We start from the raw sequence: 16,590 nt of genomic DNA on the forward strand, positions 1-16,590 counted from the left end.
GCCAACGTTTGTATGTACGGAGGCGTGGCCGGCTGGCTGCCGCTCTTCATGTTCGTCGTGCTGTTCGGCCTGAGCATGGACTACCACATCTTCATCCTCAGCCGCATCCGGGAGCGCCGGCTGGCCGGCGCCAGCACACGGGAAGCCGTCGTCGGCGGCATCGCCGTCAGCGCGGGCGTCGTCACCAGCGCGGCGGTCATCATGACGGCGGTGTTCACCATCTTCATCACCCTCTCCGCCATCGAGAACAAGATGATGGGCGTGGGCATGGCGGTGGCCATCCTCATCGACGCGACCATCGTGCGCGGCGTGCTGCTTCCCGCCGCCGTGGCCATGCTCGGCGAACGGGCCTGGACCTTGCCCGGCCGGTCAAACCGACTGCCCGGCAAGGGCGAACAGCCGCAGCCGGCACCCGTCGCCGCCACCACCGGCGTACACGCCGACCAGAGCCCGTAACCCGCACCCGAAGCCCTCCGGCCCGGGAATCGACTTCGGTCGGGTCCCGGGCCGGAGCGCTTCCTGGTCGGATACGCTCCCGCCAGCGCCTGGCCTCTTCGCGAAGCATCTCGACGAGTAGGTCCTGACCAACTTGCTGCTTGGCTTTCTCCAGAGCTACCTGCCAGTGAATCTCACGTCCCGCCTTGACCTGCTCCTCGCTCGCCCGGCCCTCGACGTCCTCCCGGGCTCGGGCGCTGTCGCTCCCCATGCCGGGGTCGCCCAGTGGTCAGAGGCTGGTGAGCAGGTCGTCGAGTGGGGCGGGTATGCGGTCGGGGTCGAGGGCCTCGACGAGGACGCGGCCATAGTGGATCTTGCGCCCTTTCTTCGTGCCGAGGAAGCGCCGCAGCTGTTGCTGCGAGGTGCGACCCTGCTGTGCGGGCTGGTGCAGGAAGGTCTGCAGGGCGCGCTGGTCGCCCTCCGCCTGGACGAGCTCTTCCACCCGTGTCGCGCCCAGCGCGCGGATGAGCTCGTCTTCCAGATCCGCCGCGCAGACAAAGAACTCTTGCGGTGCCGCACCGGCCCGCTCCAAGCCACGGGCGTAGTAGCGACGTTCCCCCTCGTCGCACAGTCCCGTGAGGCGGAGGCCGAGGCCGGTTGGCCCGAGAAGGCTGGCGAAGCGCCCGACGCTCATCGCACCGCCCATCGGCAGGACGCAGATCCCTTCGGCCTCCAGGTCCCGCCTACGGCGCGCGGCCAGTGCGCCGACCGCTGCGACGTCGCTCGGCCCTTCGAGCAGGACGGCCGCCCGAACGGGCAACCGCGCTGCCAACTCGCGCGCCGGGTCGCCGGAACCACCGGCCGCCCACGCGATGACCGCCTCCCGGAACGACCCCATGTCAGACATGAGACGAGTCTCCCCCCTTCCCGGCCGCCGCCGCAGGGAATTTCCTCCAGCGCGTCGATCGGCGGGCCGCCGGTGAGGTCAGGCGAGCGCGAGGAACAGCTTCTCGAGTTCCTCTTCGGTCATGGGCGGGGCGTCGGCTTCGCTCTGGGCGAGGCACTGACGCATCCCACTGGCCACGATCTTGAAGCCGGCCCTGTCCAGGGCCCGGGAGACAGCGGCAAGCTGGGTGACGACGTCCTTGCAGTCACGCCCGGCCTCGATCATGGCGATGACGCCGGCGAGCTGGCCCTGTGCCCGGCGCAGCCGGTTCAGGACTGCGCCCATGGCTTCTTCTTCCACCTTCACCGGGCTCCTCCTTGTTCCGGCTCCACTGACACACGATACCCCGCGGGGTATCCGGGTCATGGGCGGGCGGCCGCCTCGTGCTCGCGTACCGGCGGGACCGGCTGAGCGGCGGCCCGGTTTCGTGCCCGCACGGCACGCGAGGTCAGGACGATCACGGCGATGCCCACGACGGTCCAGGTCAGGGGGTGGGCCCAGACGGCGGTGCCGATCTGCTGGCTGAGGACGAAGACACCCATGACGACCACGAACCAGCCGAACGCCCTGCGGAGCGTGTCCTGGGGGATGCGCCCGGCGAAGCGGCCGCCGATGAGGCTGCCGACGACGGCCATGGCAGTGACGGCCAAAGCCAGGCCCCAGTCGATCTGCACACCCGAGAGGTGACCGGCCAGGCCGGCGAACGACTTCATCGCGATGACCAGGAGCGAGGTGCCGACGGCCACGCTCATGGGAAGGCCGCCGAGGAGGGCGAGGGCGGGCACGACGAGGAAGCCGCCGCCGGAACCGACCAGGCCGGTCACCGCGCCCACGACCAGCCCCTCGGCGACGATGTGCTTCAGGGGCAGCTCGCGGTGGGCGTCCTTGGGCGCGGCGGCCTTGCGCGGTTTGCGGAGCATGGCCGCCGCCGTGGCGAGCATCATCAGGGCGAACGCGATCAGGAGCACCGTGCCGGGGATGTATTCGGCGAGGCGGCCGCCGCCGTAGGCGCCGACCATGCTCACCAGGCCGAAGGCGAGTCCGGTGCGCCACTTGACCCGGCGGGCCCGGGCGTGGGGAATCAGGGCGGCCGCGCTCGTGACGCCGACGACGAACAGGGAGGTGGCGATGGCCTCCTTGGTGTCCTGACCGGCCAGGTAGACCAGGATGGGCACGGTGAGGATCGAACCTCCGCCGCCGAGGATGCCGAGGCTGATCCCGACGAGCAGGGATGCCGCGATGACGACCGCGATCACGGCTTGTCCCGCAGGGCTGCGACGACAGTGCGGATGTCGGTGCGCGGGCCGCGGTTGTAGGGCAGCTTGGCCAGCAGCATGCCCATGGCGCAGGTGTTGCTGACGGCCGCGTAGGTCAGGCCCGCGCCGACGGCGGTGCCGATCAGGTGGATGCCGGGCACGAGCAAGCCGGCGAGCCCGGTGGTCAGCACGATGGATCCGGCGACGAGCCGGACCTGGCGTTCCATGTCCCAGCGGTCGGAGCCGCGGTTGACGGGGGCGCCCGCCGTCTCCCAGGCGATCATGCCTCCGTCCAGGACGCGCAGGTTCGGCAGTCCGGCCTCGGCGAGGGCGGCCTTCGCCTGTGCAGCGCGGGTGCCGGAGCGGCAGACGAGGACGACGTCTTCGTCGAGGTGGCTGAGAAGTTCGGCACGGTGCTCGCGCAGGGTGGCCATGGGCACGTTGTAGGCGCCGGGTATGTGGACGGTGCGGAACTCACCGGGAGTACGGACGTCCAGAAGGCGGGGTCCGCGGCCTTCCCCGATCAGCCTCTGCAGGGCGGCGGAGTCGATTGCGGCGGCACGGGAGATGTTGCTGGTCATGGGGGCTCCATAAGAAAACGGACGTATACCCAAGGGGGTATGTAAATGAGTAGGGGTGGGCACCGGCAGCCCGCCAGGGCGTGGGCTGCCCCTCGCGGGCATGCCGGTGGTCTTCGCGACGACTGGGGTCAGGCGTCGGCAGGTTCGGTCAGCAGCGCCCAGGCGGCGTAGCCGCCGAGGATGTCGGAGACGTCGGAGAAGCCGTGATGGCGCAACAGGCTTGCGGCGATGGAGGAGCGGTGACCGCCCGCGCAGTGCAGGACCAGCGCACGGTCGCGCGGGATCTCCTCCAGCTGGCGGGGCAGCTCACCGAGGGAGATGTGCAGCGAGCCGTCGATGAATCCCGCCGCGCGTTCTCCGCAGGTGCGAACGTCGACCACGAGCGGGGGCTCTCCGCTCTCCAGAGCGGTACGGAGCTGGGCGGCGGTCAGCCGGCTGGCGGGGCCGACCTCGTCCGTCAGGGCCGCGAGGGCGTCGTCGGGATTGCGCAGATAGCCGGCCACCCGGTCGAAACCGATCCGGGCGAGACGGGTGACCACCTCCTCCTCGCGGTTCTCCGGCGCGATGACCAGCAGTTCCGCGTCGGGCGTGAGCACGGTTCCGGCCTGCTCGGCGAACCGGCCGTCGGCCGGCACATTGATCGCCCCGCGCAGGTGCCCGGCACCGAACTCCTGCGGGCCGCGGGCGTCGACCACCACGGCCCCGGCCCCGCGCAGCGCCGAGAACTCCTCAACGGTCAGCGGACGGGGCGCCGCGGCCGCGTTGTACAGCTCCCGATCCTTGCGGTTGAGTTCGGCGTCGTAGGAGAAGTAGCTCGGCGCCGCGGACTGGCCCGCGGTGACGAGGGCCACGAAGTCCTCTTGACTCATGGGCGCGCAGGCGTAGTTGGTGGCACGCTGCTCGCCGATGGTGGACTGCTTCTCGGTGGAGAGATTCTTGCCGCAGGCGGAGCCCGCGCCATGGGCGGGGAAGACCCGGACCTCGTCCGGCAGGGCCATCAGCTTGTTCTGGACGCTGTCGTGGAGCAACGCGCCGAGCTCCTCGGCGGTCACGCCCACCGAGGCGAGCAGGTCGGGCCGGCCCACGTCACCGATGAACAGCGCGTCGCCGGTCAGCACTCCGTACGGGACGGTGTCGGTGGCGTGCTCGTAGACCAAGACGCTGATCGACTCCGGGGTGTGCCCGGGGGTCTCCATGACCTCAAGAGTGACGTCGCCGAGGCTGACCCGCTCACCCTCGGTGAACTTGCGGATGGCGTACTCGGTCTCGGCGCGATGGCCGTAGCCGATCCAGGCGCCGGTGCGGGCCGCCATCTCCAGGTGCCCTGCGACGAAGTCGGCGTGGAAGTGGGTGTTGATGACCCCGACGACAGTGAAGCCGCGGGCCTCGGCATCGGCCATGTACTCCGAGATGTCCCGGCGCGGGTCGACGACCACGGCCTGCCCACTGATCTCGTCCGCGATCATGTACGACGCCTGGGAGAGGCAGTCGAGGTAGTACTGGGTGAAGAACACAGGAACCCTCCGTAAGGACGAACGTATACCCCAAGGGGTATGCGCACTCAAAAGAAAACCGACGGAACGCCCGCCCGGACGGCGGGCACTTCCTTCACTTGGCGCCGGACTCCGGTCCGGTGACGAGCGGGCGGCCCGTGCGGGCCCAGCCGCTGGTGCCACCGGCGACCGAGACGGCATCCACACCGACGGCAGCCAGGCGCTCGGCGGCCCACTGGCTGCGGTTGCCGCTGGCGCAGATCACATAGACCGGCCGATCCTTGGGCACCTCGCCCGCCGCGGCGGCGAGGACGGACAGAGGGGCGAGTCGCGCTCCGGGCACATGGCCGGCCCGGTACTCCTCCGGCTCCCGCACGTCCAGGACGAGCGCTCCCTCGGCCCACGCCACCGCGAACGCATCCAGATCCACCTCACGCACCGCGATTCCCTCGTTTCTGTATACCCCCCTAGGTATTTCTTGATGACGACAGTAGGCACGCCCCGCCGTAGATGTCAAATACCCCCGGGGGTATAAATTCGCGGGGCGCGGCGGACCGCGAACAGGGAAGCCGGCCGACCGCCGGACGTGGATGCCGCAGAACGGGCCGCGTCAGCACAACATACCCGGGGGGGTATTCTGCACTCAAGGAAGAGCCAGGACCGGAGGGCTCCCTTGACTTTTTTCATACCCACGGGGGTATGTGGATCAACTGAGGGTGATCATGGGAAACGGACAGACAACCGCCCACGGCGGACAGTCCGCCGACGGCGCGGAAGGCGGCAGCCGGTGAGCACCAGCCCCACCGCGGCCGCGCCCGCCGACACCGCAGTGCGCCTGGGACTGCGTGAGAACTGGGTGCAGTTCACCCTGCTCGTCGTCGTCAACGTCTGCGTCGGCGCCCTGGTCGGACTGGAACGCACTACCGTTCCCCTCATCGGCACGGACGCCTTCGGGCTGACCAGCGATCTGGCCGTCTTCTCCTTCATCATCGCCTTCGGCGTCACCAAGGCGCTGACCAACCTGGCCGCCGGCGAGCTGACCGCCCGCTTCCGCCGCAAGCAACTCCTCATGGCGGGCTGGCTCATCGGAATACCCGTCCCGTTCGCCCTCGCGTGGGCGCCGTCCTGGGGCTGGATCGTCGCCGCGAACATCCTGCTCGGCATGAACCAGGGCCTGACCTGGTCGATGACCGTGAACATGAAGATCGACCTCGTCGGCCCTGCCCGCCGCGGTCTCGCCACCGGCCTGAACGAGGCCGCCGGATACGTCGCCGTCGGCGCCTCCGCCCTGCTGACCGGTTACCTGGCCACCACATACGGCCTGCGCCCCGCACCCGAACTGATCGGCATCGTCTTCGTCGCCGCAGGCATCGCCCTGTCCCTGTCCGTCCGGGACACCGCGGCCCACGTGGCCCTCGAACTCGCCCGGCACCCCCGACCGATCGGCGCGGAGCAGTCCACCGGGCTGGCAGAGACCTTCGCCCGTACCTCCTGGCGCAACCGCTCCTTGCGCGGCGCCAGCCAGGCCGGACTCGTCAACAACCTCAACGACGGCCTCACGTGGGGCGTCTTCCCTCTGCTGTTCACCGACCATGGCCTGGGGCTTGCCGCTGTCGGCCTGGTCAAGGGCCTTTACCCGCTGCTGTGGGGCATCGGCCAGATCCCCACCGGCCACCTCGCCGACCGCATCGGCCGCAAACCCCTCATCGTCACCGGCATGTTCGTCCAGGCCGGCGGATTCGTCCTCGCCCTGGCCCTGCTCGACCGGCCCCTGCTCGCCGGCATCCTCTCCGCCGTCGCGCTCGGCCTGGGCACCGCCATGGTCTACCCGGCCCTCATCGCCTCCGTCTCCGACCACGCGCACCCTACCTGGCGGGCGAACGCGCTCGGCACCTACCGCTTCTGGCGTGACATCGGCTACGCCGCAGGCGCCCTCGTGGCCGGTGTCCTCGCCGACGCCCTCGGCCTCAACGCCACTGTCATCGCCGCCGCCGTCCTCACCGCGGCCTCCGGCCTGCTCGCCGCCCGCTGGATCACCGACCGCCCCGCCCACTGAGAGCCTGTCGGGTGGCCTTCGAACGGAGAGCGGACGCGGCGTGGTGTGTGCGATTCCAAGGCGCCGGGATGGCCTCGGCCGAGGGCCGTGCCCGACGCGACAGCCGGGCCGGCACCACGCCCAGCCACAGGACTTGCCTGAGCAGGGTGCCGTGGGCACCCTGCTCAGGCTTCGTCTACAACTTCCGGGCGACGAAACCCCATTGGTCGACCGGTTTGAGATTCTCTTCGTCGGCCCGCCAGAGGGTGATCGACCCGCATCCGGGCTCAACCAGCTCCATCCCGTCCGCGCTCGCGCGGATCTCCTCCGGCCGGCGCACCAGGTACGGCGGAGTGTCACCCTCTGCGTAAGCCGCCTGCGCGGCCAGCGTCTGCGGCGTGGCTATCGTGTCGCACAGAACCAGGTAACTGCCCGCGACCGTGCCCGACATGTAGCGGCGGAGCAGCTCGATGCCGGCCTGGGGCTCTATGTGCCCCAGGGTGGACAGCACCATGACCGCCACAGGCTGCGTAAAGTCCAAGGTTTTTGCTGCTTCTTGCAGGACCTGCTCTGCTTCACGCAGGTCGGCGTGCACGTAGTCCGTCATGCCGCCCTGCGCACTTGTCAGCAGGGCGCGGGCATGTGCCAGAACCAGAGGGTCGTTGTCCACGTACACGACGCGAGCCTTGGGCTCGACGCGCTGCGCGTTCTGGTCTGGGCGTACGGGAGGTTCGGCCTTGCGGGCACCAGTGGTTCGGGCTGGTCAGCTGTGTGGTCACGCTGGGGATCGTGTGGGCGGTGACCGTATCGGCGTTGCGCCGGGGCGGTCTGACGGCGCCACGCGGAGTCCGCTTGCACGGTCGTCGCCTATCCCGCCTTCGGCGAGAGCGTGATGACCTCCTCACGGATCTGGAACGACTACCTCCTGCTGCACGTCGCGGTGCTCGTCGGAGCCGGCGCGCTGATGGGACTCGCCCTGGGGCTGCGCCTGCACCGCACCGGTGCGGTGCAGGCGGCCCGTGCGGGGGTGCGTCGTCGTGTGCCTCGCGCTCGCCGTCCCGCTGGGGCGGCTCGAACATGACATGCGCGTACGGGCGGTCAAGTGGGACCGCCAGGACCGGTGGATGCGCGCGCGTGCGGCGGACGGCGACCGGGTTCTCCCGTACATGCCGTTGTCGGTCGGCGGCATGGTGGAACCGTTCCGTCAGCACGGGCGGAAGGTCTGGCCGGCCACATGCGTGGCCGACTACTACCACCTGGAGCGGATCACCTACTCGCTGCGGCTCCCCTGACCGCGCCGGACGCCCTCGTGATCGCGATCATGACGGCGTCGTCGCCCAGGCGCCCGCCGGCGTGCCGCAGCAGGTCGGTGTGGAGATGCTCGACAAGGGCGTCGGGGCCGGTGCCGTTCCAGGTGGCGAGCCGGTCGGCGAGCGGGTAGAAGGTGCCTCTGCGGTCGCGTGCCTCGATGACGCCGTCGGTGTAGAGGAGCAGCAGATCGCCGGGGTGGAAACCGAAGGTCTCGACCTCGTACTGGTTCTCCGACACCATGCCGAACCCCAGTGGAAGGGCGGGTTCCCGGACCTCCAGTGCCTCGACACGGCCGTCGCTGCGCAGCAGCAGCGGAGGGGGATGTCCGCAGTTCACCAGACGGACGCTGTGGTCCTCCTCGCAGACGTCCAGGACCAGCGCGGTCACGAACGATTCGTCGTACTCCGGATCCGTCTCGGCGAGCTGGGCCATGTTCCAGTACGAGGCGTTGGCGATGTGTGCCACGGCGCCGCGCAGCGAGAGGTTCTCGTACGCCGCCCCGCGGAACGCCCCCACCACCACCGCGGCGTCGTCGACGGCGGGCAGGCCGCTGCCGCGGACGTCGCCGACCACGAGGCGGGTGCCGCCCGGGGCGGGCACCGCGGCGTACAGGTCACCGCCGATCTGGGCCTCCTCCTCGGCCGCGATGTACACGGACGCGATGCTCAAGGGGCCGATCTGGTGGGGCAGTGGGTGCAACAGGACCTGTTGCGCCATCACAGCCACTGAGCGCACCCGGTCCAGTTGCCGCTCGTGCCGGTCGAGGGCATAGCGGAACACCACCAGGAACGCGGAGATCACCGCGACGGCGGCGATCTGGGCCTCGTGGTTCGGTGTCCCGACGCCGCCGTGCAGGGCGCCGATGACGACCTGGGCCACGACGGCCAGCGCTCCGACGGCGGCCGTGGGGCCGGGGCCGGCGAAGGAGGCGGTGAGCGCGGGCGCGGCGACGAGGAACGGGCCGAGGTGGATGGACTCCGGGGTGCTGATGTCGATCAGCGCGACGGTCGCGATGAGGGCGAACGGCACGGCGAGCAGCCCCTGGCTCAGCCGCCGGGACGGGGTGAGGCGGTGGTCGCTGTGCCGGACGCGCATGTCTTCTGCTTACACCTCTGCCGACCGGTCCGCGCCCCGTGGGTGCCAGGGGGTTCTCGGGTGCGTCACCCGCACGGACCGCGTGCGTTCGCCGGCTCCGGTCGCCCGGTCCACGATCGGGGTCCGGGTACCGAGGGGAGAAGACCGATCGTGGACACATGGGATTCGCAGGACAGCTACGGGCAGCCGCAGCAGCGGGCCGGATACCTCCGCCCGAAACCGCCCCGGCTCCGTGTCGACGCGGCGCGGCTGTGGGCGGGCGGCGTCATGACCGCCGTCGTCGCCGCGCTCACCGCCGTCGCCGGGGTGCTCCTCGTCCGTGGGGTCCTGGAGGTGCCCCTCTTCGCGCCGAAGGGCGACGGAGCGCTGGGCGACTCCTCGACGGGACTGCTGGCCATCGGGGCCGGGCTGGCAGCGCTGGCGGCCACGGCGTTGGTCCATCTGCTGATCCTCATGACGCTGCAGCCGGGCATTTTCTTCGTCTGCATCGTCGCTCTCGCGACTGCCGTCATGGTGCTGCTGCCCTTCACCACGTCGGTCCCGCTGGACGCCAGGATCGGCTCGGCGGCTATCTGTCTCGCCATCGGGATCGTGATCGGTTTCCTGCTGTCCGCCGTCGGCCGCAGCTCGGTGCGACGCTCCCCCTACTGACGGCCGGATCCGGGGCGTGCGGGGCGCACGGTCCAGGTCCTTGCCCTGTCGATCTTCAGCACCGTCTCGACCTTCTCCACCGACGGTCTCATCGACACGGCACGTGCTTCATCCACCACTCCGACGGACTGATCGGCGAAGAAGTCCGGCCTGGCTGTGGGGTCCCCCTCACCTCGCAACGTCGCCCGCAACGTCCGCACCGGCACACCGCGGTCCCAACGCTTCGAACCCCTCACCGCCGAAGGAGCTCGTCAGTTCCTCACCGCAGCCCAAGGTCACCGGCTGCACGCGCTGTTCGAACTCGCCCTCCACAGGGCCCTCATACTCCAGCCATAGATCGTGATCTTGCTGGTGGGGAGGGGGGCGTCCGTCAGGGACGGCCGCTATTCCAGCCACGTCCCGTCGCGCATGATGACTCTGCCGCGTAGTTCCGGTACGCCTCGCCAAGCGCGCACACTCTTCGGCACCACGCGCACATACAGAAAGGAACCCTCCTCCGCACGCGGGTCCCACCCGAACTTGGCGGCGAACGCCTCCGCCGCGTCTCCCGGCACATCCTGGTCCAGGAAGCACTCCGCCTCACCCTGGAGAAGCACCACATCGAAGGTGTCAGGCAGCGCCAGGCGCACGCGCGGCTCCTCGCGGACGTTCCGCGCAGTCACGGAAGTGGCACTGGTGCACATCCACACCGCTCGCCCATCCCACAAGAACCACAGCGGCACCTGGTGCGGCCCGTGATCAGGATGTGCTGTCGACACCCATACATCCCGCTCGGTAACGAGCCGTTCCAGAGTGTCGCGCCTACGCTCTGCCGCCTGACGGCGAACAATTCCCGTGGTCTGCATGAGTGCCGACCTTAGCCAGCAGGCTCAAAGCGCGCATGAGGCGAGGGACCTACTCCCGGCGACCGATGAACCCCTCAGCCTCTGACTCGGGGACGGCCAACTGGGGTGCTCAGCGTGGCCAACCGGAGCGCTCGCTACAGGTCGGCTGACAGACGGGCACGGCCACCGCTGATCATCGTGTGTACGTTCCGGGCTCGTGGACGTGCGACCCGGACCGCTGCCGGGCAGCCGGGCTCGGCGACGACACCGTCTTCGCGACCAAGCCGGAGCTGGCCGCCCGCATGATCGGCCGGTTCCTTGACGCCGGGCACCGTGCGGGCTGGGTCGCGGGCGACGAGGTCTACAGCGGCAACCCGAAGCTGCGGTCCGCGCTGGAAGAGCGCAAGGTCGGCTACGTACTCGCCGTCACCTGCTCGACCGAAGTCACCACCGGTGCAGGGAAGTTCCGCGCCGACGACCTGGCCGCGAAGGTGCCCAGGCGGGTCTGGCAGAAGCTGTCGGCAGGGGCCGGCACCAAGGGGCACCGTTTCTACGACTGGGCCGTCATCGGCCTGGCCGAAGGACGGCCCGGCAGTCACCGGCTGCTGGTCCGCCGCAACCGCACCACCGTTGAACTGGCCGACTACCGCTGCGCGCCGCCGGCCCCGGCCCATGTGGGTGCAGGCCATGTCGCGTGCCGTGCTCAAGCAGGAGGTGGGCGCCGCGACGACGCCCGAGGAGGACGAGCTGCTGAAGGTCGGCATCCCGGGTGCGGCGCACGTGCTGGTGCAGCCGTACTGATGCGCTTGCCGTGCGGGCGTGGGCGCCACGACACGCCCGCACGGTGTTTTCACGGCAGTACGGCGATGCCGTCGAGCTCGACGAGTGCCTGTTCGTCCCAGAGCCTGGCCGCCCCGATGACCGCCATCGCCGGGTAGTCGCGGCCGGCCAGCCGTTGCCAGATCCGCCCGAGTTCGGGGGCGTGTGCGCGGTAGTCGGCGACATCCGTGGCGTAGACGGTCATCCGCGCCAGGTCGGCCGGGGAGCCCCCGGCCGCACGCAGCGCGGTGAGCAGATTGGTCAGAGCCGTCGCGAACTGCTCGGGCAGCGTGGCGCCGATGATCTTGCCGTCCCGGTCGAGGGCGGTCTGCCCGGCCAGGAGCACCAGGCGGCTGCCGGTCGCCGTGACGGCGTGCGAGAAGCCCGTGGGCGGGGACAGTTCGGCGGGATTGATCCGGTGGATCGGACTCATACGGGCGGCTCCTGATTTACGGTCGGCGTCCGGTGCGAAGCCTGCGTCCGGTGCGCGGTCCCCGTCGCTGTCTCCGTCGCCTGCGCGTACAGCTCCTTGGCGATGATCGTGCGCTGGACCTCGCTGGCGCCCTCGTAGATCCGTGGGGCACGCACCTCCCGGTAGAGATGTTCGAGCAGATGCCCCCGGCGCAGCGCGCGGGCGCCGTGCAGCTGGACGGCTGCGTCGACGACGTACTGCGCCGCCTCGGTGGCATACAGCTTCGCCATCGCCGCCCGGCCCGGTACGCCGGGCTCCCCCGCGTCGTACGCCGCCGCGGCCGCGTACACGAGAAGCCGCGCGGCCTCCGTGCGGGTGGCCATCTCGGCGACCTGGTGGGCGACGGCCTGCAGTTCCTTCAGCGGGGCACCGAACGCGGTGCGTTGCGCGGTGTGGTCGAGGGTCGCCTGGAGGGCGGCACGGGCCATGCCGACGGCGAACGCGCCGACGCTGGGACGGAACAGATTGAGGGTGTTCATGGCGACCCCGAAGCCGCGGTCCGGTTCGCCGAGCACATCGTCGGGCGTGACCGGGACCCCGTCGAAGGCGAGGGCGCCGATCGGGTGCGGGGAGAGCATGTCGAGGGCGGTGCCGGTCAGTCCCGGGCGGTCGGCAGGAACCAGGAACGCGGTGACACCGCGGGCTCCGGCGCCCGGTGTCGTACGGGCGAAGACGGTGTAGAAGTCTGCCTCGGGGGCGTTGGAGATCCAGCACTTCTCACCGGTCAGCCGCCAGCCCTCCGGGGCGTGCTCGGCCGCCAGGGCGAGCGCCGCGGCGTCGGAGCCGGCGCCGGGCTCACTCAGTGCGAAGGCGGCGACGGCACGGCCGGCCCGCACCTCGGGAAGCCAGCGTGCCCGGTGGGCCGGGGTACCCGCTTGGACCAACGGGTATGTGCCGAGTCCCTGGAGGGCCAGCGCGGTCTCGGCCTCCGTGCAGCCGCGGGCGAGGGACTCCCGCAGCAGGCAGAGGTCGAGGGCGCCGGAGGAGAAAAGGCGGTCGAGCAGGCCGAGTTCACCGAGGGCGGCGATCAGCGGGCGGTTGACGTGCCCCGGTTCGCCCTTCTCGGCGAGGGGGCGCAGCTCGTGTTCGGCCAGGGCGCGCAGCTCTTCGCACCAGGCGGTCTGTGCCGGATCGAGTGAGAATGCCGTCATATCGGCGCCTCTCCTGTCCCCTATCGCGAACTGTTGACTACCGTCATTCAAACGCTACGCTCCATGGGCGACAAGGGGGCGATCCGCTATGGACCCGAAGACCTCAGCGCACCTCGACACCTTTGCCCGGGAGCATCTGCCACCCACGGACCAGTGGCCGGAGCTGGTCTTCGGCCTTCCCGAGCTGAACTATCCGCACCGGCTGAACTGCGCCGCCGAGCTCCTCGACGGCACCGTCGCCCGCCTCGGTCCCGACCGCCCCGCCTTCCATACGCCCCAGGGCGAGATCTGGAGCTACCGGGAGCTCCAGGACCGGGTCGACCGGATCGCCCACGTCCTGACCTCCGATCTGGGGATCGTCCCCGGCAACCGGGTTCTGCTCCGCGGCCCCACCACGCCCCACCTCGCCGCCTGCTGGCTGGCCGTGCTGAAGGCGGGCGCGATCGCGGTGACCGTACTGGCCCAGCAGCGGGCCCAGGAGCTCGCCACCATCTGTTCGATGGCCCAGGTCGGTCATGCGCTGTGCGACGTCCGGTCGGTCGACGACCTGGTGAAGGCGGGGGTACCGGGGCTGCGGATCACGGTGTACGGAGGTGACGGCCCCGATGATCTGCTGCACCTGGCCGAGGGACGGCCGGGGCCCTATCGTGCCGTGGACACGGCCGCGGACGATGTTGCGCTGATCGCGTTCACCTCGGGCACCACCGGACGGCCCAAGGGCTGCATGCACTTCCACCGCGATGTGCTCGCCATCGCCGACACCTTCTCCCGCCACGTCCTGCAGCCCCGTCCCGACGACGTGTTCGCGGGCAGTCCGCCGCTCGGCTTCACCTTCGGGCTCGGTGGTCTGGTGGTCTTCCCGCTGCGGGCCGGGGGGTCGGCCCTGCTGCTGGAACAGGCCGGGCCGCGGCAGCTGCTGCCCGCGCTGGCCGCCCACCGCGTCTCGGTCCTGTTCACCGCACCGACCGCCTACCGCGTGATGCTCGACCACCTCGACAAGCACGATCTCGCCGCGCTGCGGCGCTGCGTGTCGGCGGGCGAGAACCTGCCCGTGGCGACCTGGCAGTCCTGGTACGAGCGGACCGGCCTGCGCATCATCAACGGCATAGGCGCCACCGAACTGCTGCACATCTTCATCTCCGCCGCCGACGACGTGATCCGCCCCGGCAGCACCGGGGTTCCCGTGCCCGGCTGGGAGGCGCGCGTGCAGGACCGGGACGGCCGCGCGGTGCCCGACGGGGAGCCGGGGCTGCTCGCCGTCCGCGGCCCGGTCGGCTGCCGCTATCTCGCCGACATCCGCCAGTCGGAGTACGTACAGCACGGCTGGAACCTCACCGGCGACACGTACATACGTGACAGCGACGGCTACTTCCACTACGTCGCGCGTGCCGACGACATGATCATCTCCTCCGGGTACAACATCGCGGGCCCCGAGGTCGAGGACGCCCTGCTGCGCCATCCCGAGGTCTCCGAGGTGGCGGTGGTCGGGCATCCGGACGAACTGCGCGGGCAGATCGTGGTGGCGTACGTGGTACTGCGCGAGGGCGGCGGAGCGTCGGCCGACGAGCTGCGCACACATATGAAGAACGAGCTCGCCCCCCACAAATGCCCGCGTGTCATCGAATTCGTGCCGGCGCTTCCCCGGACCGCCACCGGCAAGCTGCAGCGGTTCCGGCTGCGGAGCGACGGGGACCGGACCGGCGCACGGGACCTAGAGTGATCACGTGGCCGAGCAGCACACCCCCAGATCCCTGATCGTCACCCTCTACGGCGCGTACGGTCGCGCCCCCGGCAATGCACCGCTGCCGGTGGCCGAACTGATCCGACTGCTGTCCGTCCTCGGTGTCGACGCCCCGTCCGTACGTTCCTCCGTCTCCCGGCTGAAGCGGCGCGGGCTGCTCGTCCCCGCGCGTACCGTGAGCGGCGCGGCCGGGTACGCGCTGTCGTCCGACGCCCGCCAGCTGCTGGACGACGGCGACCGGCGGATCTATGCGCACCCGTCGCCGCCGCTCCAGGACGGCTGGGTGCTCGCCGTCTTCTCCGTACCGGAAGCGGAACGGCACAAGCGGCACCTGCTGCGCTCGCGGCTGGCCCGGCTCGGCTTCGGCACGGCGGCGCCCGGGGTGTGGATCGCGCCGGCCGCGCTGTACGACGAGACCCGGCACACGCTGGAGCGGCTGGAACTCGCCCCGTATGTGGACCTGTTCCGCGGGGAACACCTCGGCTTCGCCGCGACGCGGGAGTCCGTGGCGCGCTGGTGGGACCTCGACGCGATCGCCCGGCTCCATGTGGACTTCCTGGAGCAGCACGAACCGGTGCTGCGGGCCTGGGAGTCACGCGCCGGCGCCCCCGATCCCGAGACCGCCTACCGGGACTATCTGGCGGCCCTGGACTCGTGGCGGCAGCTGCCGTATGCCGACCCGGGCCTGCCGGAGGAGCTGTTGCCGAAGGAGTGGCCGGGGGGCCGGTCGGCGGAGGTGTTCGGGCTGCTGCACGCCCGGCTGCGGGACGCGGGGGCGCAGTTCGTACGGTCATGACCTGCCGCGGGCGCCGAAATGCAGGTGCTCCCGATGCCCCGCGCCCTGCAGGATGAACCATGACCTGGACCTTTACGGATGATGTCGAAGCATTCCTGGACGTGGCGGGCGCCTCGCTGGCGGCCCGCCCCGCCGAGAACACCCTGGTACTGACCGTCACCGCAACCCTGCGGCGCAGCGGCCCGCACGCGTACGGCGACGCCGCGCCGTTGCTGGGCTGGTGGCGCGGGCCGGACGGCGAGGTCGCGGGAACTCTGGTGCAGACTCCGCCCTATCCCCCGCTGCTGGGCACGGTCGCCCCCGAGGCCCTTGTCCCACTGACCGCGGCACTCCCCCTGACCAGCGTCAACGCGGACCGCCGCACCGCCGAGGCAGTGGCCGCCTGCTGGCCCGGCCATCGCGTCGAGGAGGAACAACGGCTCTACCGGCTCGGCGAGTTGATCCCGCCGTCCCCCGCCCCCGAGGGCGCCCCGAGGACCGCCACGACCGCCGACCGCGCACTGCTCCTGGCCTGGCATCTCGCCTTCGCCGAGGAAACCGGCCAGCCCGGCACCCACGCCGAGCGACTCGTGGACGAGCGGACGGCGGACGGCGGGCTGACACTCTGGGAGGCCGGTGGTGTCCCGGTCTCGATGGCGGGCGTCTCACCCCGGGTCGCGGGCACGGTACGGGTCTCGGCCGTGTACACACCGCCGGAGTACCGGGGTCACGGCTATGCGGCAGCGGTGACGGCGGATGCCGGCCGGGCGGCACGGGAGGCGGGAGCGGCCGAGATCCTGCTGTTCACGGACCTCGCCAATCCGACCAGCAACGGCGTGTATCAACGGATCGGCTTCCGGCCCGTCTCGGACCGGCTGCTGATCAGTGTGCGGGAACGGTGAGCAGACCGCCCGAACCTGCCTGGCTGGTCGCTGCGAGCGGATCGCCCGGCAGGAGCGGGATGCTCATCACGGGGCCCCGCACCCCGACCCGTGCCTCTGCCAC

Annotated in this window: 17 protein-coding genes and 4 pseudogenes; 10 read left to right on the forward strand and 11 right to left on the reverse strand. The window is 70.7% G+C overall.

The window, feature by feature from the left end; all coding sequences use genetic code 11:
- The first annotated feature begins 24 nt into the window (after positions 1–24).
- On the forward strand, positions 25–456 hold the full coding sequence (locus ACIBB8_RS29665; RefSeq protein WP_398957288.1) for an MMPL family transporter: 432 nt from the start codon (positions 25–27) through the stop codon (positions 454–456).
- Between the two features lie 268 nt (positions 457–724).
- Here the strand turns inward: ACIBB8_RS29665 and ACIBB8_RS29670 are convergent, their stop codons facing one another.
- From ACIBB8_RS29670 to ACIBB8_RS29695, 6 genes are all read right to left on the reverse strand, one after another.
- Complete coding sequence (locus tag ACIBB8_RS29670) at positions 725–1,342, reverse strand: TOPRIM nucleotidyl transferase/hydrolase domain-containing protein (RefSeq protein ID WP_398957290.1); 618 nt, start codon at positions 1,340–1,342, stop codon at positions 725–727.
- A 78-nt stretch (positions 1,343–1,420) separates the two neighbouring features.
- Positions 1,421–1,666, reverse strand: coding sequence for a metal-sensitive transcriptional regulator (locus tag ACIBB8_RS29675; RefSeq protein ID WP_393307057.1), 246 nt, complete (start codon positions 1,664–1,666; stop codon positions 1,421–1,423).
- 77 nt (positions 1,667–1,743) lie between these two features.
- On the reverse strand, positions 1,744–2,637 hold the full coding sequence (locus tag ACIBB8_RS29680) for a sulfite exporter TauE/SafE family protein (protein ID WP_398957292.1): 894 nt from the start codon (positions 2,635–2,637) through the stop codon (positions 1,744–1,746).
- Entirely contained in the window at positions 2,634–3,218 is a 585-nt protein-coding gene (locus ACIBB8_RS29685) for a rhodanese-like domain-containing protein (protein WP_398957294.1), read from the reverse strand. The genes ACIBB8_RS29680 and ACIBB8_RS29685 overlap by 4 nt, the downstream gene beginning before the upstream one ends.
- A 128-nt stretch (positions 3,219–3,346) precedes the next feature.
- Positions 3,347–4,732, reverse strand: coding sequence for a rhodanese-like domain-containing protein (locus ACIBB8_RS29690; RefSeq protein WP_398957295.1), 1,386 nt, complete (start codon positions 4,730–4,732; stop codon positions 3,347–3,349).
- A gap of 94 nt (positions 4,733–4,826) precedes the next feature.
- Entirely contained in the window at positions 4,827–5,150 is a 324-nt protein-coding gene (locus tag ACIBB8_RS29695; protein ID WP_398957297.1) for a rhodanese-like domain-containing protein, read from the reverse strand.
- Between the two features lie 348 nt (positions 5,151–5,498).
- Here ACIBB8_RS29695 and ACIBB8_RS29700 point away from each other — a divergent pair, with 348 nt between their 5' ends.
- The gene (locus tag ACIBB8_RS29700; RefSeq protein ID WP_398957299.1) at positions 5,499–6,767 is read left to right on the forward strand and encodes an MFS transporter; all 1,269 of its coding nucleotides are present in this window, start codon (positions 5,499–5,501) and stop codon (positions 6,765–6,767) included.
- A 175-nt stretch (positions 6,768–6,942) separates the two neighbouring features.
- Here the strand turns inward: ACIBB8_RS29700 and ACIBB8_RS29705 are convergent.
- Positions 6,943–7,452 (reverse strand): annotated as a pseudogene (locus tag ACIBB8_RS29705) (SAM-dependent methyltransferase); the annotation flags it as partial.
- A 331-nt stretch (positions 7,453–7,783) separates the two neighbouring features.
- Between ACIBB8_RS29705 and ACIBB8_RS29710 the strand changes: the two are divergent.
- Positions 7,784–8,038, forward strand: a complete 255-nt coding sequence (locus ACIBB8_RS29710) for a hypothetical protein (protein ID WP_398957301.1) — start codon at positions 7,784–7,786, stop codon at positions 8,036–8,038.
- Here ACIBB8_RS29710 and ACIBB8_RS29715 read toward each other — a convergent pair.
- A complete protein-coding gene (locus ACIBB8_RS29715; protein ID WP_398957303.1) occupies positions 8,013–9,152 on the reverse strand; it encodes a PP2C family protein-serine/threonine phosphatase in 1,140 nt (379 codons plus the stop codon). The genes ACIBB8_RS29710 and ACIBB8_RS29715 overlap by 26 nt on opposite strands.
- 150 nt (positions 9,153–9,302) lie before the next feature.
- On the opposite strand from ACIBB8_RS29715, the gene ACIBB8_RS29720 reads away from it, so the two are divergent.
- Complete coding sequence (locus ACIBB8_RS29720) at positions 9,303–9,803, forward strand: hypothetical protein (RefSeq protein ID WP_398957305.1); 501 nt, start codon at positions 9,303–9,305, stop codon at positions 9,801–9,803.
- Positions 9,804–9,974: 171 nt separating this feature from the next.
- Positions 9,975–10,124: pseudogene (locus tag ACIBB8_RS29725) on the forward strand (site-specific integrase); the annotation flags it as partial.
- 62 nt (positions 10,125–10,186) lie between these two features.
- Here the strand turns inward: ACIBB8_RS29725 and ACIBB8_RS29730 are convergent.
- Positions 10,187–10,648 carry a pyridoxamine 5'-phosphate oxidase family protein gene (locus tag ACIBB8_RS29730; RefSeq protein WP_398957307.1) on the reverse strand — a complete coding sequence of 154 codons (462 nt, stop codon included), beginning with the start codon at positions 10,646–10,648 and terminating at the stop codon, positions 10,187–10,189.
- Positions 10,649–10,803: 155 nt separating this feature from the next.
- On the opposite strand from ACIBB8_RS29730, the pseudogene ACIBB8_RS29735 reads away from it, so the two are divergent.
- Both ACIBB8_RS29735 and ACIBB8_RS29740 read left to right on the forward strand, forming a co-directional pair.
- Positions 10,804–11,292, forward strand: a pseudogene (locus tag ACIBB8_RS29735) (transposase); the annotation flags it as partial.
- Positions 11,279–11,428, forward strand: a pseudogene (locus ACIBB8_RS29740) (FAD-dependent oxidoreductase); the annotation flags it as partial. The pseudogenes ACIBB8_RS29735 and ACIBB8_RS29740, both read left to right, overlap by 14 nt.
- A 49-nt stretch (positions 11,429–11,477) precedes the next feature.
- Here the strand turns inward: ACIBB8_RS29740 and ACIBB8_RS29745 are convergent.
- Both ACIBB8_RS29745 and ACIBB8_RS29750 read right to left on the reverse strand, forming a co-directional pair.
- Entirely contained in the window at positions 11,478–11,879 is a 402-nt protein-coding gene (locus tag ACIBB8_RS29745) for a RidA family protein (RefSeq protein WP_398957309.1), read from the reverse strand.
- Positions 11,876–13,069 carry an acyl-CoA dehydrogenase family protein gene (locus tag ACIBB8_RS29750; protein ID WP_398957310.1) on the reverse strand — a complete coding sequence of 398 codons (1,194 nt, stop codon included), beginning with the start codon at positions 13,067–13,069 and terminating at the stop codon, positions 11,876–11,878. Before ACIBB8_RS29750 ends, ACIBB8_RS29745 begins: the two co-directional genes overlap by 4 nt.
- 88 nt (positions 13,070–13,157) lie before the next feature.
- Here ACIBB8_RS29750 and ACIBB8_RS29755 point away from each other — a divergent pair, with 88 nt between their 5' ends.
- Genes ACIBB8_RS29755 through ACIBB8_RS29765 form a run of 3 tightly spaced genes read left to right on the forward strand, consistent with a single transcriptional unit; the run spans position 13,158 to position 16,487 of the window.
- Positions 13,158–14,789, forward strand: a complete 1,632-nt coding sequence (locus ACIBB8_RS29755; protein WP_398957312.1) for an AMP-binding protein — start codon at positions 13,158–13,160, stop codon at positions 14,787–14,789.
- Between the two features lie 4 nt (positions 14,790–14,793).
- Positions 14,794–15,606, forward strand: coding sequence for a PaaX family transcriptional regulator C-terminal domain-containing protein (locus ACIBB8_RS29760; RefSeq protein ID WP_398957315.1), 813 nt, complete (start codon positions 14,794–14,796; stop codon positions 15,604–15,606).
- Positions 15,607–15,665: 59 nt separating this feature from the next.
- The gene (locus tag ACIBB8_RS29765) at positions 15,666–16,487 is read left to right on the forward strand and encodes a GNAT family N-acetyltransferase (RefSeq protein WP_398957317.1); all 822 of its coding nucleotides are present in this window, start codon (positions 15,666–15,668) and stop codon (positions 16,485–16,487) included.
- The last annotated feature ends 103 nt before the right edge of the window (positions 16,488–16,590 follow it).

It is taken from the genome of Streptomyces sp. NPDC051286, assembly GCF_044455345.1.
Classification (GTDB): Bacteria; Actinomycetota; Actinomycetes; order Streptomycetales; family Streptomycetaceae; genus Streptomyces.

Excerpts from the sequence above, each read along its gene's own strand:
- ACIBB8_RS29670 (WP_398957290.1), bottom strand. The coding sequence starts at position 1,342 with ATGTCTGACATGGGGTCGTTCCGGGAGGCGGTCATCGCGTGGGCGGCC.
- ACIBB8_RS29675 (WP_393307057.1), bottom strand. The coding sequence starts at position 1,666 with ATGGGCGCAGTCCTGAACCGGCTGCGCCGGGCACAGGGCCAGCTCGCC.
- ACIBB8_RS29685 (WP_398957294.1), bottom strand. The coding sequence starts at position 3,218 with ATGACCAGCAACATCTCCCGTGCCGCCGCAATCGACTCCGCCGCCCTG.
- ACIBB8_RS29715 (WP_398957303.1), bottom strand. The coding sequence starts at position 9,152 with ATGCGCGTCCGGCACAGCGACCACCGCCTCACCCCGTCCCGGCGGCTG.
- ACIBB8_RS29730 (WP_398957307.1), bottom strand. The coding sequence starts at position 10,648 with ATGCAGACCACGGGAATTGTTCGCCGTCAGGCGGCAGAGCGTAGGCGC.
- ACIBB8_RS29745 (WP_398957309.1), bottom strand. The coding sequence starts at position 11,879 with ATGAGTCCGATCCACCGGATCAATCCCGCCGAACTGTCCCCGCCCACG.
- ACIBB8_RS29750 (WP_398957310.1), bottom strand. The coding sequence starts at position 13,069 with ATGACGGCATTCTCACTCGATCCGGCACAGACCGCCTGGTGCGAAGAG.
- ACIBB8_RS29755 (WP_398957312.1), top strand. The coding sequence starts at position 13,158 with ATGGACCCGAAGACCTCAGCGCACCTCGACACCTTTGCCCGGGAGCAT.
- ACIBB8_RS29765 (WP_398957317.1), top strand. The coding sequence starts at position 15,666 with ATGACCTGGACCTTTACGGATGATGTCGAAGCATTCCTGGACGTGGCG.